Annotated in this window: 26 protein-coding genes and 1 other annotated feature; of the genes, 8 read left to right on the forward strand and 18 right to left on the reverse strand. The window is 45.9% G+C overall.

Features of this window, described 5'->3' with window-relative positions:
• Positions 1 to 166: 166 nt before the first annotated feature.
• Positions 167 to 388 (reverse strand): alpha/beta-type small acid-soluble spore protein, encoded by a 222-nt coding sequence (locus ACUYLD_RS22080; RefSeq protein ID WP_013311857.1) that lies wholly within the window; start codon positions 386 to 388, stop codon positions 167 to 169.
• A gap of 121 nt (positions 389 to 509) precedes the next feature.
• Between ACUYLD_RS22080 and ACUYLD_RS22085 the strand changes: the two genes are divergently transcribed.
• On the forward strand, positions 510 to 677 hold the full coding sequence (locus ACUYLD_RS22085) for a hypothetical protein (RefSeq protein ID WP_007431986.1): 168 nt from the start codon (positions 510 to 512) through the stop codon (positions 675 to 677).
• A gap of 43 nt (positions 678 to 720) precedes the next feature.
• On the opposite strand, the gene trpS is transcribed toward ACUYLD_RS22085, so the two are convergent.
• Positions 721 to 1,710 (reverse strand): tryptophan--tRNA ligase, encoded by a 990-nt coding sequence (gene trpS / locus ACUYLD_RS22090; RefSeq protein ID WP_061829859.1) that lies wholly within the window; start codon positions 1,708 to 1,710, stop codon positions 721 to 723.
• Between the two features lie 51 nt (positions 1,711 to 1,761).
• Positions 1,762 to 2,020 (reverse strand) — a binding site (T-box leader).
• Positions 2,021 to 2,161: 141 nt separating this feature from the next.
• On the opposite strand from trpS, the gene ACUYLD_RS22095 reads away from it, so the two are divergent.
• Positions 2,162 to 3,127: an aldose 1-epimerase gene (locus ACUYLD_RS22095; protein WP_250260460.1), complete on the forward strand. Its 966-nt coding sequence runs from the start codon at positions 2,162 to 2,164 to the stop codon at positions 3,125 to 3,127.
• A 90-nt stretch (positions 3,128 to 3,217) separates the two neighbouring features.
• Entirely contained in the window at positions 3,218 to 3,454 is a 237-nt protein-coding gene (locus ACUYLD_RS22100; protein ID WP_013311861.1) for an alpha/beta-type small acid-soluble spore protein, read from the forward strand.
• 121 nt (positions 3,455 to 3,575) lie between these two features.
• Here ACUYLD_RS22100 and ACUYLD_RS22105 read toward each other — a convergent pair whose 3' ends face one another.
• Positions 3,576 to 3,977: a hypothetical protein gene (locus tag ACUYLD_RS22105; protein ID WP_013311862.1), complete on the reverse strand. Its 402-nt coding sequence runs from the start codon at positions 3,975 to 3,977 to the stop codon at positions 3,576 to 3,578.
• A 260-nt stretch (positions 3,978 to 4,237) separates the two neighbouring features.
• A complete protein-coding gene (locus ACUYLD_RS22110) occupies positions 4,238 to 6,025 on the reverse strand; it encodes a M3 family oligoendopeptidase (RefSeq protein WP_446675994.1) in 1,788 nt (595 codons plus the stop codon).
• Positions 6,026 to 6,122: 97 nt separating this feature from the next.
• Between ACUYLD_RS22110 and ACUYLD_RS22115 the strand changes: the two genes are divergently transcribed.
• The gene (locus tag ACUYLD_RS22115; protein ID WP_013311864.1) at positions 6,123 to 6,293 is read left to right on the forward strand and encodes a YycC family protein; all 171 of its coding nucleotides are present in this window, start codon (positions 6,123 to 6,125) and stop codon (positions 6,291 to 6,293) included.
• Positions 6,290 to 6,526, forward strand: coding sequence for a hypothetical protein (locus ACUYLD_RS22120; protein ID WP_023990206.1), 237 nt, complete (start codon positions 6,290 to 6,292; stop codon positions 6,524 to 6,526). Before ACUYLD_RS22115 ends, ACUYLD_RS22120 begins: the two co-directional genes overlap by 4 nt.
• Positions 6,527 to 6,618: 92 nt before the next feature.
• Here ACUYLD_RS22120 and ACUYLD_RS22125 read toward each other — a convergent pair whose 3' ends face one another.
• Both ACUYLD_RS22125 and ACUYLD_RS22130 read right to left on the reverse strand, forming a co-directional pair.
• Positions 6,619 to 7,350 carry a DUF2225 domain-containing protein gene (locus ACUYLD_RS22125; RefSeq protein WP_061829862.1) on the reverse strand — a complete coding sequence of 244 codons (732 nt, stop codon included), beginning with the start codon at positions 7,348 to 7,350 and terminating at the stop codon, positions 6,619 to 6,621.
• Positions 7,351 to 7,371: 21 nt separating this feature from the next.
• Positions 7,372 to 7,749, reverse strand: a complete 378-nt coding sequence (locus ACUYLD_RS22130; protein ID WP_023990208.1) for a globin domain-containing protein — start codon at positions 7,747 to 7,749, stop codon at positions 7,372 to 7,374.
• A gap of 411 nt (positions 7,750 to 8,160) precedes the next feature.
• Between ACUYLD_RS22130 and ylbJ the strand changes: the two genes are divergently transcribed.
• Both ylbJ and ACUYLD_RS22140 read left to right on the forward strand, forming a co-directional pair.
• The gene (gene ylbJ / locus ACUYLD_RS22135) at positions 8,161 to 9,459 is read left to right on the forward strand and encodes a sporulation integral membrane protein YlbJ (RefSeq protein ID WP_069290343.1); all 1,299 of its coding nucleotides are present in this window, start codon (positions 8,161 to 8,163) and stop codon (positions 9,457 to 9,459) included.
• A 66-nt stretch (positions 9,460 to 9,525) separates the two neighbouring features.
• Positions 9,526 to 10,329 carry an NAD kinase gene (locus ACUYLD_RS22140; protein WP_013372943.1) on the forward strand — a complete coding sequence of 268 codons (804 nt, stop codon included), beginning with the start codon at positions 9,526 to 9,528 and terminating at the stop codon, positions 10,327 to 10,329.
• A gap of 58 nt (positions 10,330 to 10,387) precedes the next feature.
• Here the strand turns inward: ACUYLD_RS22140 and ACUYLD_RS22145 are convergent, their stop codons facing one another.
• Together ACUYLD_RS22145 and lipA are read right to left on the reverse strand one after the other, a co-directional pair.
• Positions 10,388 to 11,239 carry a YutD-like domain-containing protein gene (locus ACUYLD_RS22145; protein ID WP_254329255.1) on the reverse strand — a complete coding sequence of 284 codons (852 nt, stop codon included), beginning with the start codon at positions 11,237 to 11,239 and terminating at the stop codon, positions 10,388 to 10,390.
• Positions 11,240 to 11,263: 24 nt separating this feature from the next.
• On the reverse strand, positions 11,264 to 12,166 hold the full coding sequence (gene lipA, locus ACUYLD_RS22150) for a lipoyl synthase (protein WP_069290345.1): 903 nt from the start codon (positions 12,164 to 12,166) through the stop codon (positions 11,264 to 11,266).
• A 246-nt stretch (positions 12,167 to 12,412) separates the two neighbouring features.
• On the opposite strand from lipA, the gene ACUYLD_RS22155 reads away from it, so the two are divergent.
• On the forward strand, positions 12,413 to 13,519 hold the full coding sequence (locus ACUYLD_RS22155) for a M23 family metallopeptidase (RefSeq protein WP_446675995.1): 1,107 nt from the start codon (positions 12,413 to 12,415) through the stop codon (positions 13,517 to 13,519).
• A 46-nt stretch (positions 13,520 to 13,565) separates the two neighbouring features.
• Here the strand turns inward: ACUYLD_RS22155 and yunB are convergent, their stop codons facing one another.
• The 10 genes from yunB to licT all read right to left on the reverse strand — a co-directional run bounded on the left by yunB (position 13,566) and on the right by licT (position 23,716).
• Positions 13,566 to 14,372 (reverse strand): sporulation protein YunB, encoded by an 807-nt coding sequence (yunB, locus tag ACUYLD_RS22160; protein WP_414126568.1) that lies wholly within the window; start codon positions 14,370 to 14,372, stop codon positions 13,566 to 13,568.
• Between the two features lie 129 nt (positions 14,373 to 14,501).
• Positions 14,502 to 15,434 (reverse strand): aldo/keto reductase, encoded by a 933-nt coding sequence (locus tag ACUYLD_RS22165; RefSeq protein ID WP_322160434.1) that lies wholly within the window; start codon positions 15,432 to 15,434, stop codon positions 14,502 to 14,504.
• 89 nt (positions 15,435 to 15,523) lie between these two features.
• On the reverse strand, positions 15,524 to 16,213 hold the full coding sequence (locus tag ACUYLD_RS22170) for a DNA alkylation repair protein (RefSeq protein ID WP_235308404.1): 690 nt from the start codon (positions 16,211 to 16,213) through the stop codon (positions 15,524 to 15,526).
• Positions 16,214 to 16,232: 19 nt separating this feature from the next.
• The gene (locus ACUYLD_RS22175) at positions 16,233 to 16,850 is read right to left on the reverse strand and encodes a DNA-3-methyladenine glycosylase family protein (protein ID WP_069290353.1); all 618 of its coding nucleotides are present in this window, start codon (positions 16,848 to 16,850) and stop codon (positions 16,233 to 16,235) included.
• Between the two features lie 63 nt (positions 16,851 to 16,913).
• Complete coding sequence (locus ACUYLD_RS22180) at positions 16,914 to 17,729, reverse strand: radical SAM protein (RefSeq protein WP_446675996.1); 816 nt, start codon at positions 17,727 to 17,729, stop codon at positions 16,914 to 16,916.
• Positions 17,719 to 18,261, reverse strand: a complete 543-nt coding sequence (locus ACUYLD_RS22185; protein WP_446675997.1) for a methylated-DNA--[protein]-cysteine S-methyltransferase — start codon at positions 18,259 to 18,261, stop codon at positions 17,719 to 17,721. Before ACUYLD_RS22185 ends, ACUYLD_RS22180 begins: the two co-directional genes overlap by 11 nt.
• The gene (locus ACUYLD_RS22190) at positions 18,242 to 18,847 is read right to left on the reverse strand and encodes a bifunctional transcriptional activator/DNA repair enzyme AdaA (RefSeq protein WP_446675998.1); all 606 of its coding nucleotides are present in this window, start codon (positions 18,845 to 18,847) and stop codon (positions 18,242 to 18,244) included. Before ACUYLD_RS22190 ends, ACUYLD_RS22185 begins: the two co-directional genes overlap by 20 nt.
• A 189-nt stretch (positions 18,848 to 19,036) precedes the next feature.
• Entirely contained in the window at positions 19,037 to 20,527 is a 1,491-nt protein-coding gene (locus tag ACUYLD_RS22195; protein WP_446675999.1) for an alanine/glycine:cation symporter family protein, read from the reverse strand.
• 219 nt (positions 20,528 to 20,746) lie between these two features.
• The gene (locus ACUYLD_RS22200; RefSeq protein ID WP_061829881.1) at positions 20,747 to 22,636 is read right to left on the reverse strand and encodes a beta-glucoside-specific PTS transporter subunit IIABC; all 1,890 of its coding nucleotides are present in this window, start codon (positions 22,634 to 22,636) and stop codon (positions 20,747 to 20,749) included.
• A 249-nt stretch (positions 22,637 to 22,885) separates the two neighbouring features.
• The gene (licT, locus tag ACUYLD_RS22205; RefSeq protein WP_446676000.1) at positions 22,886 to 23,716 is read right to left on the reverse strand and encodes a BglG family transcription antiterminator LicT; all 831 of its coding nucleotides are present in this window, start codon (positions 23,714 to 23,716) and stop codon (positions 22,886 to 22,888) included.
• Positions 23,717 to 23,855: the final 139 nt, after the last annotated feature.

The following is a 23,855-nucleotide window of genomic DNA, read 5'->3' on the forward strand; positions in this document are numbered from 1 at the left end:
CGTGTAATAAATCACATCTCATGAAAGCGCCCTCTTGACGAAGCGGACTTGCGTGATTCACAATGGTGATAAGCCATGCGTAAAAAAATCCGGAGCATGATCGCTCCGGATTTTCTTCATCACAGTTGCTCATAATACAGCTTCCAAGATGGAGTGTTTATGTGTATTACTGCAAACGGCTGCTGCCCGACAAGGATTGTTCTGCTTGTTGGACCAGCTTTTTCGTGATATATCCCCCAAGAGAACCTGTTTCGCGGGAAACAACATTACCGAAGTAACCGTCCTGAGGGATCGTGATGCCAAGTTCTTGAGCTGCCTCATATTTTAATTGTTGTAAAGCGGCGTTGGCCTGCGGTACTTGCAGGTTGTTTGAACGACGTCTGCTCATATTTGAATCTCCTTTCAGTTCTTTGTGAGTGAGGTTCATTGCAAGCTTGCAAGATTATTATGGCTCGCTTACAACTACTTATTCCTGAAATTCAACATTCGAACACTGGAGGTTTTTACCAATGAGCAAAGGTTTATCCCTATGGTTCGCCGTTTCATCCATTGTCCTGCTGACCGCAGCCGCAATATCCATCAGTTATTCCGCATGGCTTGCCATTCTACTGGGACTATTATCTGTCGGCAATATCGGCTGGGGTTTCGTGGTCAAAGCCCGACAACGCCGCTCCTAATCCAATCCTTTAAAAGGCCTAATCCGTTTCGTCTCAATATGCTTTAGCGTACACGTGGCAGAAAGCCCATGCGCTCTTTGACCGCAGACAACGTGACTTCAGCCGCTTCTTGTGCGCGCTCTGCGGATTGGGCCAAAATACGTCCAATCTCACCGGATTCCCGGATGTCGCGATAGCGTTGCTGAATCGGTTCAAGCATAGCTACAACGGTCTCTGCCAGTTCTTTTTTAAATGTTCCGTACATTTGACCTTCATAGCGATCCTGCACTTCTTGGAGTGACAAACCGGAACACTGGCTGTAGATGCCCATCAGATTACTAATTTCCGGTTTATTGGCCGGATCATATCTAACCTCACTGCCGGAATCAGTAGTAGCGCGGCTGATTTTCTTGCGTATGACTTTCGGTTCGTCTAGTAGCGCAATAAAGCTGCCTGCATTCGGATTGCTCTTGCTCATTTTTTTGGACACATCATCCAGGGACATAATTCTCGCCCCTACTTCAGGGATATACGGTTCAGGAACAGTAAAATAATCTCCATAACGGTGATTAAAGCGACCCGCCAAATCGCGTGTCAGCTCCAGATGCTGTTTCTGATCGTCGCCTACCGGGACGAGATCCGCGTTGTAGAGCAAAATGTCAGCTGCCATCAACGATGGATATACGAACAGCCCTGCTCCTACAGAGTCCTTGCCTGCTGCTTTGTCCTTAAACTGAGTCATACGTTCCAACTCGCCCATATTCGTCAGTGTTGTCATCAACCATCCCAACTCAGCGTGCTGAGGAACATGGGATTGTAAAAAGACATTGGATTTCTCCGGGTTAATACCTGCTGCGATAAATAATGCTGCTACCGCCTCCGACTGCTCACGTAATTGAGCCGGTTCCTGTGGTACGGTAATTGCATGAAGGTCTACGACCATAAAGTAACATTGATGATCCTCTTGCAATTTGACAAAGTTTTTCATGGCACCAATGTAATTGCCCAAAGTAAGTTGTCCGCTAGGCTGAATACCTGAAAGTACAGTTTTCATATTCTTCCTCCTCAGTATTTCAAAATTAGAACGCAAAAAGGCCCCGCATCCTCAAGGGACGCGAGACCGTGGTACCACCCTTATTCATTGCCGTCAGCCTATTACTTGTCGGAGCTATGCTCCGTGGCTGCCTGCAATCTTAAAGCTCCGTTAACGGGGAGCAATCGGCCGTCATACTGAGGACAGTAAATTCCTGTTCTGTACGGCACTCCAAGGTCCATTCAGCAGTGCAGGCTCACCGGTTCCCATCCACCACCGGCTTTCTGAAGAGCTTATGCGAAAGCTTACTTGTCCTCATCATCGCGTTATCCATGTCATTACTTTCTAAACTACATTAATGATAATTCCGCATAATGTTATTGTCAAATGACGATTGTGCCCTACGACCAAAAATCTGTTATCATAATGACACGAAGCTTCAACCGATTATAGTGGACAAAGGAGCATGGATATGAAACAAGTGACCAAAGAACACTGGAACGGTTACGACACGTATGTTTTACATAGTGGTGAACTGGAAGTTACGATGATCCCTCGCCTCGGGAATAATATTATTTCAGTGCGTGATCTGAAGCTCGACCGGGATATCGTACGTCGGCCCGGTGAGGAAGAATTGGCCTTCTATTTACAAAAGCCTTATCATTTTGGCTTGCCCATTTTGATTCCTCCAGGCCGAATTCGCAAGGGACAATTTGAGTTTGACGGTGTTCCATATCAGTTCGATCGAAATACAGCCAATGACAATCATATACACGGTCTGCATCGTAATCAATCCTGGCGCTGCAGTGATATTGAAGAGGATGAAGAAGGTTGCAGTGTTACTACCGAGCTTTTAACAGAAAGTGATCCGCACTGGATGGAACAATTCCCCATTCCTTTACGTTTGGAGATGACGTATCGCTTGCAGGGTGCTGTATTAAGTCAAACGCTGCGCGTAACGAATTTGGGTGAAAAAGCAGCCCCATTTGGCTTGGGATATCACACTTGGTTTATGGTGGACGGAGAACCTGAGCGCTGGCACCTACAGCTACCTGTGAACGGCGTATATGAGCAGGATGCTGAACAGCTACCTACAGGTATCATTACTTCGTTAGATGACTTGGAACAGCTCTCTTCGGGACTTTCTCTGAAAGGAACAAATCTAGACACTCTGCTGCGGGCAACGGAAGGCCCTGCTGAAGCTCTTTTGACTCGTGACGACGGTTATCAAATCCGCTACACAGCAGATGAGCAATATTATAAGTATTGGGTTTTATATACCAAAGGTGAATGCGACCAGTATCTTTGCATTGAGCCTTATACATGTCTGCCTGATGCGCCCAATTCACCTGATCCTGTCGGGGAAGCCGGACTGATCCGTTTGGAGCCTCAGCAATCCATCGATCTCAAAACTCAAATTCATATCATATATCCGTAATTTTCCTCTAGTCACTTTTCTTCCTTCGGCGCATATTTTCATAACTCTGTCGCATACTAACCTCATCACAGCCGAAGGAGGTGACTACACATGAATGAAGCTAATCAAGGCAGAAGCCGTCGCAGTAACAACCTAGTTGTTCCTCAAGCCAACAACGCATTGCAACAATTGAAATATGAAGCTGCACAAGAGCTGGGCATCACCATTCCGGCAGATGGTTACTACGGTGACATGCCATCCCGTGAAGCTGGTTCTCTGGGAGGCTATATCACTAAACGCTTGGTACAGCTGGCCGAACAGCAATTATCAGGTCGTTCAGGTCAATAAGCGTCATTATTCCACATGAGCATTCCGTTCATCGTAATTTACCAAAATGTGTTATAACGGGTATATAACAAAGGCGGTCTTCCTTAGGAAGGCCGCCTTTTCTTTACTTTTTTTAATTGAATTATTCGGAATTAGCCGCTCGGTATGTAGGCTTGTTGTAGCGGATCATGAGATTCGCCATGTTGTAGTTGGACTCCAGTGTTGCATCTACCAAAATCGTTCCTTGTCTAATGGCAAAATCGAAAGCAATCTCACCATGAGTCCAGCTACGCTTATGATTTAGCGTTTCTAGAGCCATACGCCGAAAATCCTCCCGATGCTTTGCTGATAACCCCGGTTCTACTGCTGCAAATGTGCCCCCTTTACCTGCAAGTGGGTTATGACGAATCCCAAATTTCCCAACTACATTGTTACGTATTTGTACAAATACGATACCTGACGACAAACCCGCCAGTTCATTATCCAGTTCTTTTAAAACGATATCCATCTGCCTTGCTAACGACAATTGACCTACTTCGTCCATTACAAAAACCCTCCTATATACCTTATCAAGAAATATTTAATAGGTCTTACGGCTCAATTATATGCGAAGATTTTTAACCTTACAATCAAAACCAACATAATTGGGTATTTATAACTATTTTCTAAGTATATCCATCATTTTAAATTTCGCCAAAAGGTAATGTTAATTACACTTCGACATTTTGCGACTTTGTTCATCATCTTCTGCAAAAATCACAAAAAAGGCCTCCCTTATGGGAGACCTTTCAAAAGTGTAAATCGTTATTTTGTCATTTGTAAAAATTGCTCAATATCCTGAACAGTAACTTGCGCAGCATTACGCCAGAAGTCAGCCTGTGTTAAATCGGTACCTAAGTGCTTGGAAGCCAATTCTTCGACTGTCATGCGCCCCGTATCACGCAGCAAGGCATCATATTGGTCGGCGAAGCCGTCAGGATTTTCCTTCGCAAAAGCGTAAATTCCTGCACTGAACATATACCCGAACGTGTACGGGAAGTTGTAGAAAGGAGTGTTCGTAATATAGAAATGTAGCTTGGATGCCCAAAAATGAGGATGAGCCTCATCCAGGACACCACTAAACGCTTCACGCTGCGCTTGTTCCATCAACTCGCTTAATTGTTGCGCTCCTACAACTCCTTTTTTCCGTAGCTCGTAAAAACGGGTTTCAAACAGGAAACGAGCATGAATGTTCATAAAGAAGGCTACACCACGCTGAATTTTATCCTCCAACAAAGCGACCTTCTCCTGACCCTCAGCAGCTTCCAGCAAAGCATCTGATACAATTAGTTCTGCCAGCGTCGATGCCGTCTCAGCTACGTTCATGGCATAGTTTTGATTCAATGGGTGCAATTCATTCATCACATGCTGATGATAACCGTGTCCGAGCTCATGGGCCAGTGTCGAAACGTTGGATGGTGATCCGGCATAGGTCATAAAAATACGGGTCTCTTTGCTCAGACGCAGAGATGTACAGAAACCACCCGGACGTTTGCCTGGACGATCCTCTGCTTCGATCCAGCTTTTCTCAAAAGCCATTTGGGCAAAGTCAGCCATTCTCGAGCTAAATTTACCGAATTGCTCAACAATCGTTACAGCAGCATCGTCGTAAGGGATTTTAGTAGTTGACGTCCCCAGCGGAGCTTCAATGTCATGCCAGGATAGCTTCTCTAAGCCCAGCAGCTTTGCTTTCCGCTCCAAGTATTTGACTACAATAGGCTTTGTTTCATTAATAACCTGCCACATCGTATCTAGCGTTTGTGCAGACATACGGCTGATTTCCAACGGTTCCTTAAGCACATCTGTCCAGCCTCGTTTTTCATATAGCTTCAGACGAAAGCCTGCCAAATGATTCAATGTATCCGCGCAATAGTCCTCTACCTGAGTCCATGCCTCTTCCCAACGTGCAAACACGTCTTTACGTACGCTGCGATCTGCTTCATCCAGCTTATTAGCAGCCTGACCTACAGACAGGTTTACGATCTCGCCATTTTCCGGCACGGGGATCGTCATATTTTTGACAATAGTATCATAAAAGTCGCCCCAGCCATGGTAGCCATCCACTGCGAGATCCAATGCAAGGCTTTCCAGCTCAGGAGCCATTTTTTCACGTGCTTCGTTCCGATATTCGGTCAGGACAAAAGAAATCGGCTGGATAGCTTCGCGCTCCATCCATTTCTGCCAAATGTCTTCACTGGTTTGTGCCAGCAAGTTCTGGAAAGATACTAAAGCACTTTTCCCTTGGGCATACAGCGTGTTGACACGCGCCCCCAATTGAACAGCCAGCTTGTCGTGCTGGTTTTGAGCAGTTAGACAAGAGACAAAGGAACCCGCCTGCGACGCACCATTAAACAGCTCCTGTAAGCTATTCAGTACACTATCCAGACGCTCGGTATCCAATACCGTTTGTGGTACTTTGGCTGCTTTAAGCTGGGATTGCAGCTGTTGGACCTTGCTCTCCATTTCTTCCAAAAATGCATGAAATGAGGCAGAAGAAGATCCTCCGCTAAAAATAGATTCCAGATCCCATGTTTGCTTTAACGGTGTTTTCATAATAGTTCCACCTTTCTTTTTTGGCGAATTCATGTGGTTTCATATACAATAAAGCTACATCGTGATAGTAAATCACTACAATTGGGAGGAAAACAGGATGAGACCCTTACAAATTTCGCCGGAAACGGCTGTGAAATTATCCGAAAAGCTCGGCATTCCGCTGGAACACCTTATGCATACCCCCCAGCACATTTTGATGCAAAAGCTGGCCGAACTGGCTAAAGAAGAAACCGCTGACCCGAACGGCGGAGAATCGAACAAATCATGATCCCTTTTCATAAAACCTGGCCTTATGACATCGTCATGGGAGACGTTTATGTACAGTCTTGTCCATTTTGCGACCATGATAATGTTTTGCTGCCCCTGAAGCCAAAAGAACTTAAGCTCATACACGAAGGTATGAAAAAGTTGCTTGTGTTTCCATGCTGCCATAACAAGGTTACTTTGGTGGATTGTGATGACGATTATTTGCTGTCAGATACCACATTGCGTCATCATTAATTCATGAGGCAGTTGTAAGATAAGATAACCCGTTTTACAAACAAGGTGTGAACCATGAGCCTAAATCGGCCATAGTGCACACCTTTATTTCTTCAAGAGGAGCTAGCGTCCTGCATTTCCTCCGGCAGTTGGAAATTTTTAGCCAACATTTGTTCTCGCAGTACAGACCACTGTTCACGGGAAGCCCGGATCATGGCTGCATCCATAATCTTTTTGTCATTAATGACACGCGAAAACCAGCGTACCGCTTCGTGAAAGTTGCCTGTACGTCGATGCAGTTCACCAATCAGATAAAGCAGTTTGGCATTATTCGCCCCGACACCCTCCAGCTCATAGACCCGAACATACGAATCCAGACTAAATTTGAGAAAGCGAAGCTCCTGCTCCTCATTTCCCTGGTATCTGTACATCCATGCGATATGCTGTAATAGACTGGCTACTACGCGTTCCTTTTCTCCGATGACCTGGGCACAGAGTAAACCCAGTTTATACGTTTCTAATGCCTCTTCCCAGCTACGATGCCCGCCATATTCGCGAGACTGCCAGCGGTTACCGATTTTATCCTTAAATATCTTGGTTTGCTGATCGCTTAACTGAACGGTAGAGTGCTCTGTCGAGGTAAATCCACAATGAGGACAGACCCTTACGACATAAAAATCCGGATTTTCATTCTTATAATAAGCACAAAAATCTGAATCCGTACGAATGGCCTTCTTTAGGCTTGGTCTGACACGGGATGTCTGAAATTCTTCTTCGCAATGTGGGCAAGCGATTTTGATCTGATATAACGGTTCAAGTTCCAATGTTTTTACAACCCTCTCCAAAATTCGGCAATCCCCGAAAGCTTACGGGGTATTTACAAAATGATGCGCAGGACCAGACAAACGGTTAAGTATGATTGAACGAAGCGGCTCCTCAATGCCCGTATCCGTTAACGCACCTGCCATACAAGACAACCATGCCTCTGCTCGCTCCTCCGTTACGGGAAACTTCATATGTCTGGCACGTAACATCGGATGACCATATGCATCAGAAAAAAGAGACGGTCCTCCAAAAAACTGGCTCAGGAACATATACTGCTTTTCCTTAACCGGTTCCATGTCTTTAGGAAACAGGGGACTTAACAACGGATCTTTATAAACTCTCGGGTAGAAGGCCTCAATAATAGCACGAACACCTTCCGCACCCCCAAGGTTGTCATAAATGCTTAGGCTAGGATTCACTTTTCTCCAACTTTCTGTGCTATGGTAATAAATATACACCCGTATTATAACAAAAAACAAAAAATGACGCTAAAAATAAGCGTCATTTTATCAATTTAACATATGAAGAGGGTGTGCTTCGTTGCACACAGCTTCGTCATTCTATAAACACAACTAATAACTCCGCCAATCCTCTTCACCGGGATGGACGAGAGAGGCACGAATAACATACACAAAAGCACATACGAACAGACCGGCAACGATACTCATCCTGATCACTCCATCCTTAAGGTTATGGATCGTTGTTTTCCTATTTTAACATACTATTTACAAAAATACAGCATTAGATGTAATCGTTTTCTTTGATTTTTTTGTACTCTTTGTCCATCCCCGACATAGGTATATTAGTACAACTCCAAAGGAGGGGCCTCTATGTCGCTATACCGTCGTTACTCGCTTCCTCTGCTCATCCTTACACTGCTATTCCTATTTATGCTTATGGCTGTATACCCGCAATCTTCTCTGAATGCCGGACTTCGGGGGCTTGCCATCTGGTGGGACGTGCTGTTTCCGTCTTTATTCCCGTTTTTCGTTATTTCCGAGCTTCTCCTCGGTTTCGGAATTGTTCATTTCATAGGTGCGCTGTTGGATCCGCTGATGCAGCCTCTATTCCGTGTACCTGGCTGTGGGGGTTTTGTCGCTGCGGTCAGCTGCGCATCCGGTTACCCGATTGGAGCTAAACTAACAGCCAAGCTGTGGGAGCAAAAATGGATCACACGCATTGAAGGAGAGCGTTTGGTCGCGTTTACCACTTCCTCTGATCCGATATTTTTGATCGGTGCGGTTTCCGTTGGCTTCTTCCATCAACCAGAAATTGCACTCGTACTGGGCGCGGCCCATTATGGTGGCGTGCTCATCATCGGGCTGCTTATGCGCTTCCACGGTTCCCGTTCAGGGGAAACAGATACTCGCAGCGACCGCCCTCAACCTACTCAAAAAGCCTGGTCGAAGTCCACGAATACAAAAGCAGCAGGTCGCAATAGGCAGCCTGGACCCCTACGCCAAGCATTATATGCCATGCATACAGCTCGTTTGGAAGATGGTCGCCCATTGGGTGAGTTACTTCGTCAGGCGATTACTTCCTCCCTACGCCTTATTATTGTCGTAGGAGGGCTAGTTGTATTCTTCTGCGTCATTTTAGAAGCTTTGACGAACTCCGGTTTAATGAGCGGGCTTCATCTGCTTACGGCAAGCCTATTGACTGCATGTGGTCTTCCTCCTACGTTAACGGAGTCCATCGTGGGTGGTATTTTCGAAGTCACTTTAGGAGCGCAAGCCGCAGGTGAAGCCACGGCAGCAGCGTTACCATTCAAGGTAGCCGCAGCCGCTTTTGTTCTCTCCTGGGGCGGGCTGTCGGTTCATGCGCAGGTTGCAAGTATTTTAAATATGACAAATCTCCGCTATATGCCATTTTTGTTGGCCCGGGCTGCGCACGGCATCATCTCAGCACTGCTAGCTCTCGTGTTATGGCGGCCTCTGATGGGACAGGGAAGCTCTCCAGTCTTTTCTCCAATATACGACATCGCGTGGTCTCCTGGCTTCTCGTCCGCCATGCTGTTGCAAAGTCTGCTAGTTCTTGCCTTTATACTGGCTGGAATGCTTAGTCTCTCATGGTTGAGTGTGGGTACAAGTCGCTTATATGTACGTTTGAGAAGAACACACAGGCAATGAACGATTGTGTTCTTGCTCATAATTGATTATGATCGATATATACCCATGACAAAGGAGCTTTTCATCTTGAGATATTATGTTCTGGATCGCGGGGATCAGCACTCCATGGACTTGAGTCAGCAATTTCACCGTCTTGCCCAAGAAAAGAATTTCAAGCTGGATGCCGAATCGCCGGAAATCGTCGTGTCTATTGGAGGCGATGGTACGATGCTTCATGCGTTTCATACCTTCATCGACCGCATTCCGGATATTGCCTTTGTTGGTGTACATACCGGTCATCTGGGCTTTTATGCTGATTGGCGGGCGGACGAGCTGGAGGAGCTAATCCACCTGATGAGTCAAAGCGGATCTGAGGGACCGCTTAACCCGAGAATCGTTAAGTATCCACTGATTGAGTTGGAAATTCACAAGAAGTCAGGCAATGCTTCTTTTATTGCCTTGAATGAGTTTACGTTAAAAGGGGTGGATGGCACTGTCGTTGCCCAAGTAGATATTAACGATATTACCTTTGAAATGTTTCGCGGTGACGGTATATGTGTTTCTACCCCCTCAGGAACGACCGCCTATAATAAAGCACTTGGCGGAGCTATGGTTCACCCCACCATTGAAGCGTTGCAATTGACTGAGATCGCTTCCATTAATAACCGCGTGTATCGGACACTGGGATCGCCATTGCTACTGCCCAAACACCATCATTGTGATATTTTTTCACGGAAAGATCAGCGTCTTTTATTGACAGTAGATCACCTGAACTTTCCTGTCGATGACTTAATCTCTGTTCGATGTCAGGTCGCAAGTCAGAAGATCAGCTTCGCTCGTTACCGTCCTTTCCCATTTTGGGATCGAGTACGCAACGCTTTTCTTAATTAGAACCTATAAAAGAGCCGACTCTGGCTCTTTTTTTACAAACAAAACGGTTCCTGAAAATTCAGGAACCGTTTTGTTGTGGAGCTGTAAATGTTTTATTCTTTTTACTACCCTCAGCTCTTTCGGCTTTGGCAGCTGGCTGGGTCTGACGCTGGCCCTCAGGTTCACGAGAGACACGAACTTGCCGTCCCTCCCGATTTTCCTTTGATTGACGCTCATAGCGTGATCCACGCGATTCTTTTTTATCGAAACTTCCCTGCTGATTGCGCTGTCTACGTGGTTCACGGGTTTGCTGCCCTTCACCCGGATTCCGTCCATCTTTTGCTTCACGTCTTTCTCTGGATGGACGACTTTCGCGAGCTTCACGCGGCTGTCGTTCACGTACTTCTTGGGCATCCTTCGGTTCCCGACGTTGCAACTCACGTGGTTCTCGGGATTCTCGAGGCTGCTCCACTCGCGATTCCTCTGTAGCTGAGGAATCCTGCTGTGGTTGCGGCCACTCCTGTTCTCCAGCTGTATGTTGCAATACTTCTTGCTGCTCTTCGGGTTCTAACGTTCCCGCTTGTTCCCTTTGAGCATCTACCAACTGCTGAATATCTGGAGCAATGATTTCATCATTGACGCCGTTTTTATTAACCACTTCACGGCTTTTTTGCAACACAAAATAGGCACAGCCAAAATTGCAGTATTCATTAATGTAATCGTCCAGTACCACTATAGATGTATCCTTATTTGCTTTGGGATGACCGTCTCGATAAAAGCCCTTCAGACGTAGCTGATTGTAACCCCAATCACCAATAATGTAATCATAGCGATCCAGCACTTCACTATACCGATCACGAAACGCTTCGGGATTCCACCCGTTCTTGTGATCCTGCAACAATTCATAGTTTTTACCACCGATTTGAAACAAGCTATTCTGACCGCCTTTCCCGGATCAAGCCTGCGAAAGGGCGCCTTCTTCCTTATGCTGAGCGGCTGACTTCACCTGCTCATGCGCTTGGTAGGAGCTGCGGACCAACGGTCCAGATTCAACGTGGCTGAATCCCCGCTGTAATCCCTCTTCCTTTAACTTCGCAAAATCTTCCGGTGGATAATATTTTTGCACATATAAATGTTTCTCGGACGGCTGCAAATATTGACCAATTGTCAGAATGTCACAATCGACTTTACGCAGATCATCCATGGCTTGTAAGATCTCGTCCCACTCTTCTCCGACACCTAGCATGATGCTTGATTTCGTTGGAATAGCCGGATTTAATTGCTTCGCATGTTGAAGCAGCTCCAGAGAGCGACGGTATTTCGCTTTAGCCCGAACCTTGTCGGACATACGCTCCACCGTTTCAATATTATGATTCAGAATATCTGGTTTGGCATCCATGACGATTCGCAGCGATTCAATATCGCCCATAAAATCGGGAATCAATACTTCTACACTGCAAAGAGGTAATCGGCGGCGAATCGCACGAACCGTTTCTGCAAATATAGTAGCGCCCCCATCTTTCAAATCGTCGCGAGCCACACTGGTAACGACACAGTGCTTCAAATTCATGTTTTCAGCCGCTTCCGCGACGCGTTCAGGCTCCTGCAAGTCCAGTTCCGTAGGCATTCCCGTATTTACTGCGCAAAAACGACACGCACGCGTACAAATATCACCCAAAATCATAAATGTAGCTGTCCTATTGGCCCAGCATTCATATATATTAGGGCATCGTGCCTCCTCACATACGGTATGTAATGTCTTGGAACGCATCATGCTCTTGATTTCCTGATAGTTATCGCCTGTCGTAAGTTTAATACGAATCCAGTCGGGCTTAGCTTCCTTTACTTTTCTAGACAATGGCATAGACCTTCTTTCTGATAAGCTTAAGCTGTCATTGCCATACATTATAACATGAAAGCCATGGAAAAACCTCCATTCATTGTTCCCTTTTTGATATGACATTGATGCCGGAAAAAGTAAACTCTTTACATGGATAAAAGCGGCGGATATGGCTCAATCTAAACAAAAGCGCCCTATTCACGCTATTGTATACGGGCCTAGAATTTATCGGGCGATCAAGCCCTTTATAGGAGGTCGGTTCACGTGCCTTACCCTACGCGGACAGCCCGAGCTGTTCGTCTGTTATCGCTGCTGTTATGTGCTACTACACTGACAACGGCCTGTCCGCTTCCTGCCCATGCCTTTGCCAATCACTTACAGTCCTCGTCCGCCGAAAGCAGCCTGACCGCAAATGTAGATGCTTCACATGCTCAGTCCTCGTTGTATACGTCCAGGCTGGCTTTATATCATTCCATCGAAGCCCTGACTGGAGTTCCTTGGTACAGACTGGCCGCCATCGACCAGTATGAACGCACACTTACGGTGGCCCATCCCAAGGATCGGAAGCATGCGGAACGAATCATAGGTATTTTCATCACGGGACCAGTCTGGTCCGGCATGATGAACCCTGATTCGGAGGATCAAAATCCGCGTTCCATTGAACTATTTTCCGGGATGGGACAAGACGGTTCGGGTGATGGAATCGCTGACCGTAATAATGACAAGGATCTGCTGTTCAGCATCGCATCTTATCTCGGAAAGTATGGAAACAACGAGGATGAATTTGGTATTGCCGTTTGGGAATATTACCATAACAGCCGCGCAGTTCAAAGAGTTCAGCAGTTTGCTAAGCTGTATCGGACGTATGGCAAGCTGGATCTGGTCAGTCAAGCTTTCCCCCTTCCTTTAGGCAGCATTTATAGCTACCGCAGCACATGGGGAAGCCGTCGCAGCTGGGGCGGCTACCGGATACATGAAGGAACTGATCTGTTTGCTGGCTATGGAGTTCCAGTTCGCAGTACCTGCTACGGTGTAGTTGAAATGAAGGGCTGGAATCCCTTCGGCGGATGGCGAATCGGAATCCGAGATCTCAACAACCGCTATCACTACTATGCGCATCTTTCCGGCTTTGACAAAACCGTTCACAACGGAGACATCGTTACACCCGGCCAGACGGTTGGCTGGGTCGGAAGCTCGGGCTATGGAAAACCCGGTACCCAAGGCAAGTTTCCACCGCATCTACACTATGGTATATATCGGGACAATGGTTGGGCAGATTGGTCCTTTGACCCGTATCCGTTATTAAGACAGTGGGAGCAGTCCGAACGCAAAGCGCTCAAAACAGGAAAAACAAAAGGGACCTCCTCATAGGGGCCCTTTTGTTTTTCCTAGGCAGCTCGCGTCATTCCCCTCCGCTCTATGGCGTTGGGGACTGGCTAGAGGTGTTTTGGTTTTCCTGTGCCTCTGGAACACTTTCTATGGTGGGATCTATAGCGCCGCTACTCTCTATGGAATGGGGAGGCAACGCCAACTGCGGAGCGGCTGCACCATTTTTGCCTACTGGTTTACCCTGATTGTCATAGTAGTACATCGGAACGTTGCCTACCACTAATAAATAAGAAACCGGAATTTCCGTCTCCACAATCTGGGGTTGCATCTCAAACGGTATAACCACGGACACTTCCGTCGTAATCCGAATGTACACTTCCACCAAGATCATGTTTATGCCCGCATCCTGTTGACGGGTATTTAAATCCACCTTGATTGCTCCATGCGGCTCCACCTTTAGGGGGACCGTTGGTCCATAAGCTGCCAACAGTGGACTGCCCAATGCCTGACCAATCGGAACACTCTCATCAAAATGGCTCATGCTGTCCATCGTTGCCTTGACTGCTTTGAGCGTGTCTGACGTAATTCTCATATGCTCCGCATAATTCAGAACAAAACCGGAGGTTCTCCCTTGTGCATCCGTTCTCCATTCGATCAAATTATCAGCTGTCTTCCCCTGCTCTACCTGTGCTGTAATTGCTGAATTAATAGCCTCCGTCGCCATTTGTTTAACCCGCACTTTTGCCAGGTGCATCATGGGCGGCTTCAAATGCTGCTCCACATAAGCAGCCATTTGTATGATCCCTACCAGCAGCGCCAGTGCCACAATAAAAAAAAACCTACGTCTGCCGCGTCGCCTTCTGTTGGGTGCGCTGTGCCATTGCGGTCTTCTCATCATCCGATCCCCCCGCAGCGTTGAACTTACCCTACAAGGATATGCGAGTTGTACACGAAAAAGAAGCCGCCCGTCCGGCAGCTTCTCTAGATGGAACAAATATATAATTGCAAATATAAGGTGCACTCATTATTTGAAAATATGGTCAATCTTTTCGATATCAGCCTGACTCAATTGGACATTTAGCGTCTTCAGATTCGCCAGCACCTGCTCCGGCCCCTTCGCCCCTGGAATGAGGGCATCAATCGAATCACGGGTCAAATACCATGCGAGTACAACATGAGCAACCTCTGCATTCAATGCATTGGCAATCTCCCGTACCTGCTCCACTTTGTCCAAATTACGAGCAAATGCATCGCCCTGAAACAATGGATTTTTCGCTCTGATGTCCGAGAAGGTCATGTCTTTCGTATACTTACCACCCAGCAATCCCGAAGCTAGCGGGAAATAAGGCACAAACGAAATGCCATTTTCCTTGGTATAAGGCAGCAGATCCTTCTCAGCTTCCCGTTGAAACAAATTATATTGGGATTGAAGCACATCTACATAACCATCACTATTCGCATCCTTAAGTTGTTCAATGGAAAAGTTAGATACACCAATGGCCTTGATTTTGCCTTCGTCCTTGAGCTTCTTCAGTTCTCCGACTGCTTCTGCCTTCGGTGTAGCTTCGTCCGGGAAATGGATATAAAACAGATCAATATAATCGGTCTGCAATCTTTTCAGACTGGATTCGACGGATTCACGCAAAAAAGCAGGCGAGTTGTCAAAAACGACCTCTCCGTTTACGAATTTGTGTGCACCCTTCGTGGCAATAACAGCTTTATCACGCTGACCACGCTCTTTCAATACCTCACCAATCAACCGTTCCGAGTGCTCAGGTCCATAAATAAAAGCCGTATCCAGAAAATTGATGCCGTTGTCCAAAGCTGTGCGAACGACTTCTTTGCCCGTTTCATTGTTCAAATCGGAAAAGAGATTATGTCCTCCCACTTTATTTGCACCCAAACCGATTGGTTTTACATATAAATCTGTTTTACCAAGACGCACTTGCTCTGCCAATTCACGTCATCTCCTTTTCGAAAGTTACTTCCATTTTATTATTAGATTCCAAAAAAAGCAAAGTGCGTACCTGGCTGCTGAGCCCGATCCTATTTTCTTTTTCGCTTCATACTGCGGATGGTCGTTTTTGTGGCCTGATCCACCCGATATGATTCCGTGATTTTTTGCAGTGCTTTGTTGAAGGTAAAATCATCTAATGTATTATGATTTAAATACGCCATGGTTACCTCAGGTAGCTTGATATAACAGATCGATATCGCCCATGCTACCGCCATTTGTACATAATAATCCTCGCGATGGGTCTGATCCAGTAAAGTAAACACCCGCTTCATATACTGTTCCTCAATATAAAAATTAAGAAGCATAACCACACCAAACCGAATTTCATATTCTTTCTTGGAGAATAGATAGGGCTGAATAAACTCCCACACCCGTTCTTTATGATGTTTCGTGATTTTCAATCCGGCACAGAAACTGTCACATACGGACCAATTATCAATTTTAGGAACAAACTTGGCGGTATAACTCAAAACTTCCTCTATATCCGTTTTTACAGAACCAATCACCATACCTTGCAGCATTACTTCTTCGAAGTGTTCACTTTCGGCGGTCTCCAGATAGAGGCGCCAATCCCCTTTGGCAATATCTTGAGCTAGCTTACGCAGCACAGGCAGACGTACACCCAGCACATTATTAATCGTCGGAAGCAATGCAGCCGTAAATTTCTGAAAATCCGCATCCACATATGACAGTATCTGTTCTCTAATTGTTTTCTCCATCATTTCCACTCCCTGATTCTTAACGAAATGAAATACTCCACAAATAAATGGAGGCCACCGAACCATAAGGCGAATAGACTCGGCGGTACTCCTCAAATTGCTGCTTGGTCAAGGTATCTAAATGGTACAACTTCATCATTCCCCGTCGAATAGCCATATCGCCCCAACTGACGACATCTGGACGCTCCATACAATTAATCAGCATCATTTCAGCCGTCCAAGGTCCTATCCCTTGCAGCGAGGACAATTTCTGAATCACCTGTGCATCGGAAAGCTCATATAATTCCTGTAAATCCAACAGACCCTGCTCGATCGTTTGGGCTATATTAAGAATACATGTGGCCTTTTTCATGGTGATGCCACAGCTTTGAATATCTAAAGCCGACTGAACAGCTATATTTTGTGGAGTGATCACGCCTAACTTCTCCTGCATCCTTGCCCATATGGTCTGAACCGCCTTGGCCGATATAAGCTGTCCCACAATCGCATGAACGAGCGCTGCAAACAGGTCGGGAATGATCACACGTTCTACCTTGCCCATTTGCGTCATCGCTGCACCAAGTACGGTGTCTACGTTTTTTAGATAATTGATTTCCTTTTCCCCATAGTCAAAGTTTTTGGTCATTACGGTTTGCATTCGTTCTCCCGCTGCCCCCTTATATGGTTCACTCTTGATTCAATGGCATGGACTGCTTTTACATCAAGGTTCGAAACCTTCTTTGCTCACGTAGAGCTGTTCCTTCGGAAAAACATGAAGAAAACGCTCATAAACCGCCTTATAGGCAGCAGGATGATACCATTCTTCCAGCCCCAATGACTCGTACAGCACACCAATTTTCAAGCTACGCGTTCGTCTCCCCCCACTGCCATCTCCCATAAAATAATCATCAATACAGACACGGTTGACCAGAGGCAAAAGCTTGTCTGCAAAATGTTCACTGCTTGGAAGCATCGGAGCAATCGTAGCTTGCGTAGGTACACCTGCCTCCTTTAAGAGATGTAGCGTTTGGAGACGAGCCTGGATGGGAGGAGCCTCCGGGGTAAAATGTTTGCGTATATCTTCACGATCTGTTTCTATAGTCATACTCACACGTACACGATCCCCCAATCGGAGCAGTAAATCAGTATCCCGCCGTACCAGTGGACTGCGCGTCTGTAAAAAGAGAAAATCCGGTGGATCCTCCACCATCACCTTCAGCAGAGACCGGGTCACCTCTTCCTTATACTCGGCAGGCTGATAAGGATCTGTGCTTGACGACATGAAAATCGTGACTTTACCTTTGGATTTGGCTCTACGAAGCTCCTTGCGAAGAATATCTGCCGCCTGATTTTTAATATCAACCCATGTCCCCCACGCCTCCTTCCGAAACGTGGAGACTGGCAATTGACGTACATAGCAATACGAGCAGCCGAAGGTACAGCCAGTATACGGGTTCAACGAGTGTGTATAACCTGACAAGAAACCTGTCCCTTTATTCAAAAGAGTCTTGGGGGATTTGTAATACTCATTTTTCATACTGAACCGATGCCACACTTTCCTGTTCGAGCTGTAAAAGCTTCATCTTCATGTCCAAACCACCACGATATCCGGTCATAGCTCCATTTTTACCGATGACCCGATGACAAGGGACTGTGACCAAAATCGGATTAGCACCGATGGCAGCCCCCACCGCACGAACAGAGGCTGGCTTTTGAATAGCGTTGGCAATGTCTGAATAGGATAGTGTTTCCCCATACGGAATATCACACAACGCATTCCAAACCGCCATCTGGAACGCAGTCCCATGAAAATCAAAGGGCAATGTAAATTGGGCGCGCTTCCCTTGCAGATATTCAATCAACTCCTTGGCATAGGGCTGTAAAGCAGCATCCTCTTCAACTAAAGGACTGCCGGGAAATCGTCTTCCCGCCCATGAAAACAATTCCTCTACAGGTTGATTGGGCGAACCTACATAACATAGTCCTTCCGATGTAGCTGCAATATATAAATTCCAATCCTCATGTGTCAACAATGACCAATAGATCGTTTTATTTATTTGCTGTGCCATGCTGTGTACCTCCATTTTGTGTTGCTTTCAATTTGAGTTGGCGATATTGCAATGGGGTGTAGCCTGTATTCTTTTTAAATAACGTAATAAAGTAAGGTGCATTGCACAGACCTACGTTCTCCCCCACTTCCGCAACAGATATATCTGAGCAAATGAGTAGCTTCTTCGCTTGTTTCAACCTGGTCTGCTGTATATATTCCATTGGAGTTATATGCATGATCCGCTTGAAGGTACGATGTAAATGATACGGACTTCCATGGCTTATTTCAGCCAAGATGTGCAATGTTAAGCCCTTCATATAGTTAGAATTCACGTATTCTGTAACCAGTGCGATCCATTCATGATCAGGCAATCGTTGTCCTGTCGGTTTACATCTTTTGCATGGACGAAAATGCTGGGCCAATGCCTGCTCTACTGTTTTAAATATACGGATGTTCTCTCTTTTGGGAGGTCGGGATTTGCAGGAGGGGCGACAAAATATTCCCGTTGTCTTCACAGCGTACAAAAATACCCCATCATATGACTTGTCGTTTTCTACGATAGCGTTCCACTTGTCGTCAGTTATGGATAAATCGGATGTACTCATTCAAATCACCTCTCTAATGCAAATGTGGCCTCCCCACATATCCATGGCAGAATTATTCAAAATCCTTCTGTCTAAATTATAAACTAAATAGTGAACATATGTACCCTTCTTGGGATGTAAAGGCAAGATAACGAAAAAAAGATGACTCCCCGCGGAGCCACCTTTGATCTTACTTATCTATCTTATTATTTAGGCTTGAAGCTTGCTCGGTTTGGCGGTGATCGTCAACTCATCTGAAGGAGGCTGATATTCCTTTGACCAATACTCGGCATTTGAAATACCTGCCTTCTTCGGGTCAAACACCGGGTCCAGCCCTTGCCTCCGCTGCTGTTCGTAATCCTTAAGCACAAGAAGAGCAGGCTTGGCCAACAGAATCATAGCAATCAGATTCACCCAAAGCATAATGCCGACACCCATATCCCCCAGTGTCCACGCCAGAGCCGATTCCTTGACGACCGTTCCATAGAACGTCGAACCCAGAATAACCAGCTTTAGGACGAACATAGGCCATTTGGCTTTACGGTCGGCAACCAGGTAGGCCATATTCGTTTCTGCGATGTAATAATACGCGATAATGGTCGTAAATGCGAAAAAGAACAAGGTAATGGACAGCAGACTCGATCCAAAACCGGGAAATACCGATTCAATAGCAGCCTGTGTATATTGGGTTCCCTCTTCAACACCCGGGAGATGTTGCACAATAAAATCGCCACCAGGTCCCTTCACATTATACATACCAGTAAACAGGACCATAAAAGCCGTAGACGTACAGACCAAAAAGGTATCCACATACACGGAAAACGCCTGAACTAGCCCCTGTTTTGCTGGATGGGACACTTCTGCGGCGGCTGCCGGGTGCGCACCAGAGCCTTGTCCGGCTTCGTTGGAATAAATCCCCCGCTTTACACCCCAAGCAATCGCCGTCCCTGCTATACCGCCGAACACAGAATCCACGCCAAAGGCACTACGAAAGATCAGCGAAAATACATCGGGAAGTGCAGTAATGTTCGTCATCATAATGTAGAAAGAGACGAGGATGTAACCGAGTGCCATAAACGGAATGACAACCTGAGCCACATTGGCAATCCTTTTTACACCACCAAAAATGATAAGCGCCAGCAACACGACTACTAAAATCCCCGAAACCTTCATATCCATGCCAAACGAACTGTGAAAAGCTACAGCAATGGAGTTCGATTGAGTTCCCGGCATCAGTAAACACATCGCGACCAACGCAGCAACCGCAAAAATGACGGCAAACCATTTTAAGCCTGTCCCTTTTTCAATATAAAAGGCTGGACCGCCCCGGTACTGACCATCGCGCTTTACCTTATACACCTGAGCCAGTGTGGATTCTACAAAAGCTGTAGCCGACCCGATAAAGGCCATGACCCACATCCAAAATATCGCCCCAGGTCCACCCATACCAACCGCCAAAGCAATCCCAGCAATATTCCCCGTCCCTACACGCCCCGATAGTGCCATCGTAAAGGCCTGAAAGGAGGATACACCTGCCTCGGAACTTTTCCCTTTAAATACTAGGCGGATCATCTCTTTGAAATGCCTGATTTGCAGGAATCGAGTCATGATCGAAAATAATAGCCCCACACCCAAACAGACATATACCACAGGATTGCTCCAAATGACGCCGTTTACTGCCTCTGCCCACTGCTCTAACATTCCTTGTATTTCCCCCTGATCAATCAATTGATTTCTAGTCTACGTTTTCAGAAAATTTGCATAATTACAAAAAATTATAGATTAGTTTTTACCCCCATACAAGTTAATTTAATTGACATATTGTCAATTACAAGTAGGCTTACCAGCTACATAAAATGACGACAAAAAAGCTCTGATGATCCGAGAATATGGATCATCAGAGCCTTGTCCTTAAGACATTTAGGCAATGCTTTCTTTCTCATTCAGAGCGCTAGACAGTTTCAACAGCGGGGCCTGCTCCGTTACCTCTCCTTGAGCGATTGGAAGGACTTCAGTATATTCAGAAGAATTCGTAATGATAACTGGCGTAATCGTAGGATAACCCTCTGCCCTGATTTGCTCAACATCAAACTCAAGCAGTAGGTCCCCAGCTTTCACCTGATCGCCTTCTTTGATATGGGACGTAAAATGTTTACCGTCCAGCTTGACCGTATCTACTCCGACGTGAATCAGAACTTCTGCGCCATGATGCGAAACAACTGCAAGCGCATGTTTTTTCTTGAACGCCACGGTGATGGTTCCATCGAACGGGGCCACGACTCTGCCCGTTGTCGGTTGGATGGCGATCCCTTTGCCCATAGCTTCCGAAGCAAAGGCAGGATCGGGAACCTCCGACAAAGCGACCACAGTTCCTTCAATTGGGCTGAGCACCTCTTCATTAGAAACAACAACTGTAGAGGTCGATTCTTTAGCCGAATTGTTAGTAGTTTCCTCTTCTTCAACTGGATCTTCAAAACCTAAAATATAAGTCAAGATGGCCGACACCAGGAATGAAACGGTAATCCCTAAAATCAATCCCGGGAATCCTTGTCCACCAGGGCCGTAAAAGATCGGCAAGGTCAGCAATCCAGGTGCGCCGGAGGCAAATGCTTGCGTTCCCGCTTGACCGATAATGGCACCACCAACGGCGCCGCCGATAATACCTGCAATAAACGGACGTTTCAGTGGCAGCGTAACCCCATAGACGGCTGGCTCCGTGATGCCGAATAAAGCGGTAAGTGTAGCAGAACCCGCCAAAGTTTTCAGCTTCTTATTTTTGGTTTTCAGCATAACACCGAACGCAGCGCCGGTTTGAGCAAAGATGGAAGCCGCAGCGGAAGGCTTGATTCCGTCTCTGCCATTAACAGCAATATTATTAATGAATACAGGTACAAGCCCCCAGTGAACACCGAAAATAACGAGCAACTGCCAGCAAGCACCAAGGATTGCTCCAGCTAGCAATGGACTAAAGCTAAATGCAGCAACGAGTGCAGTAGCGATCGCGTTGCCGACATACACCCCGACTGGACCAAACACGATCAGGGTTAGAGGAAGCATAATTACAAGTAGAATCAAAGGTGTAATAAAGTTTTTGACGCTCTCGTGGATCACTCGATTGCACCATTTTTCCAGCTTACTCATGACGATGACGGCTAAAATGATCGGAATAACGGTAGATGAATAACTCATCATAACAATAGGAATACCGAAAAAGTCCGTAGGTGTACCTTCCGTTTTTAGCGTGACAATGGTCGGGTAAAGCAACCCTCCGGCAATGGTCAGGGCAACGAATATATTACCTCCAAATTTCCGTGCCGTTGTAACCGCTAACAAGAGAGGGAGGAAATAAAACAAGCTGTCGGCCGCAGCATACAAAATCATATAGGTAGTGTCTTTCGGTAGCAACCAGCCAAGGTTACTCGCAATCAGCAGCAGACCTTTCAAAATACCGGACCCCGCCATAACTCCGAGCAAAGGTGCAAAAATGCTGGAAATCACGTCGATTACGGCACCAAATCCTTTGTTGCCTTTAGCTGAATGATCTTCTTTTCCAGTTTCATTCAAGATATTGGATACATTGCCGATTGCATTATATACCTCTGGTACTTTGTTGCCGACTACAACCTGGAACTGACCACCGCTCTGCTTCACAGTGATAATTCCGTCGGTTTTTTCCAACTTTCCCTTGTCTGCTTTTGCCTCATCTTTTAGCACAAAACGCAGGCGTGTGGCGCAGTGAACGAGCGATACTACATTTTTTTCGCCACCTACCAGGTGTACAATTTCCTTAGCCAGTTTTTCATAACTCATGATGGACACCTCCATGTTCTAAGGGGCTTTTTACATATTTAGGCACACAAAAAACCTAAGCCTTGAAAAATGGTGGGCACTTGAGTCCCGCGATTTTTCATGACTTAGGTTTTGCCTGCATAACCAGTAACAATCCCAGTTAAAACTTATTAAATTCCTGTTACTCTCATAATATAATCATTATACCATATTTGTCAACAAAAACTTTTAATCGTCTATTCTTGGTCCTTTTCGTTGAAAACGTTCGACTTATCTGTTCACCACCCGTTCAATATGCACGGTCAGATACAATTTTTCTTCGTTCGTCAATTCGTGGTTGTATTCTTTTTGTACAAAAGCTCCGATTTTCTCTGTACAAGCAGCCGCTTCCTTATGCTTTTCCTTAATCATGTCATACAAATGATCATAGTTATTTTCGTAGTGATTTCCCTTAAATACGCGCTGGGCGAAAAATTTCAGATGCGTAATAAAACGGAAATAGCTCAGAGAGTCCTCGTCGAACTCCACCTTAAAATGATATTTTGCGATATTGATAATTTGCTGGATAAACTTCGTGATACTCATGGTCGTAATGACTTCCTCGTTCATTTCAGCATTCACGATGTGAATCGCAATATAAGCCGCTTCGTCCACAGGCAGTTCAATACCGAGCCTTTGTTTGATTTGTTCCAACGTTTTCAGACCCATCGCGAATTCTTCTTTGTACAGCTGCTTGACTTCCCACAATAACGCGTTTTTGATTTCCAATCCTTCCCGGTATCTTTCAACAGCGAAATTGATATGATCAGTCAGTGAAACATAAATATTTTCGTTCAGCTTTCTGTTTAGATTATGCTTGGCCTCATTAATGACTTCCTCCACAATCACGATCAAATCAAGCGGTACCTCACGCAACAGCATTTTAAAGTTATCGGACGTCTGCTTGTTTTTCAGAGCAAATACCTTCTGAATTCTGGTTTCGTCCACTTTGTCTCCAGGCTTTTTCTTAAAAGCAATCCCCCGACCCATCACCACGAGTTCGGTGCCGTCGGTCTGGTAGACGCTGATTACATTGTTGTTAATGACCTTTGCTATGTTCATCTCGATCCCCCGTTCCATATGCCAGCAAGAGCCACACATGCTCCATCCTCTTTATTGTAAACAGAAAAAAACCGAAGCACGCCAAATAAACAAGACTGTAACATCCGCTTATTCGTGGCTTAGGTTTTGCCTGCTACGC

This window comes from Paenibacillus sp. SER-28 (genome assembly GCF_052906305.1).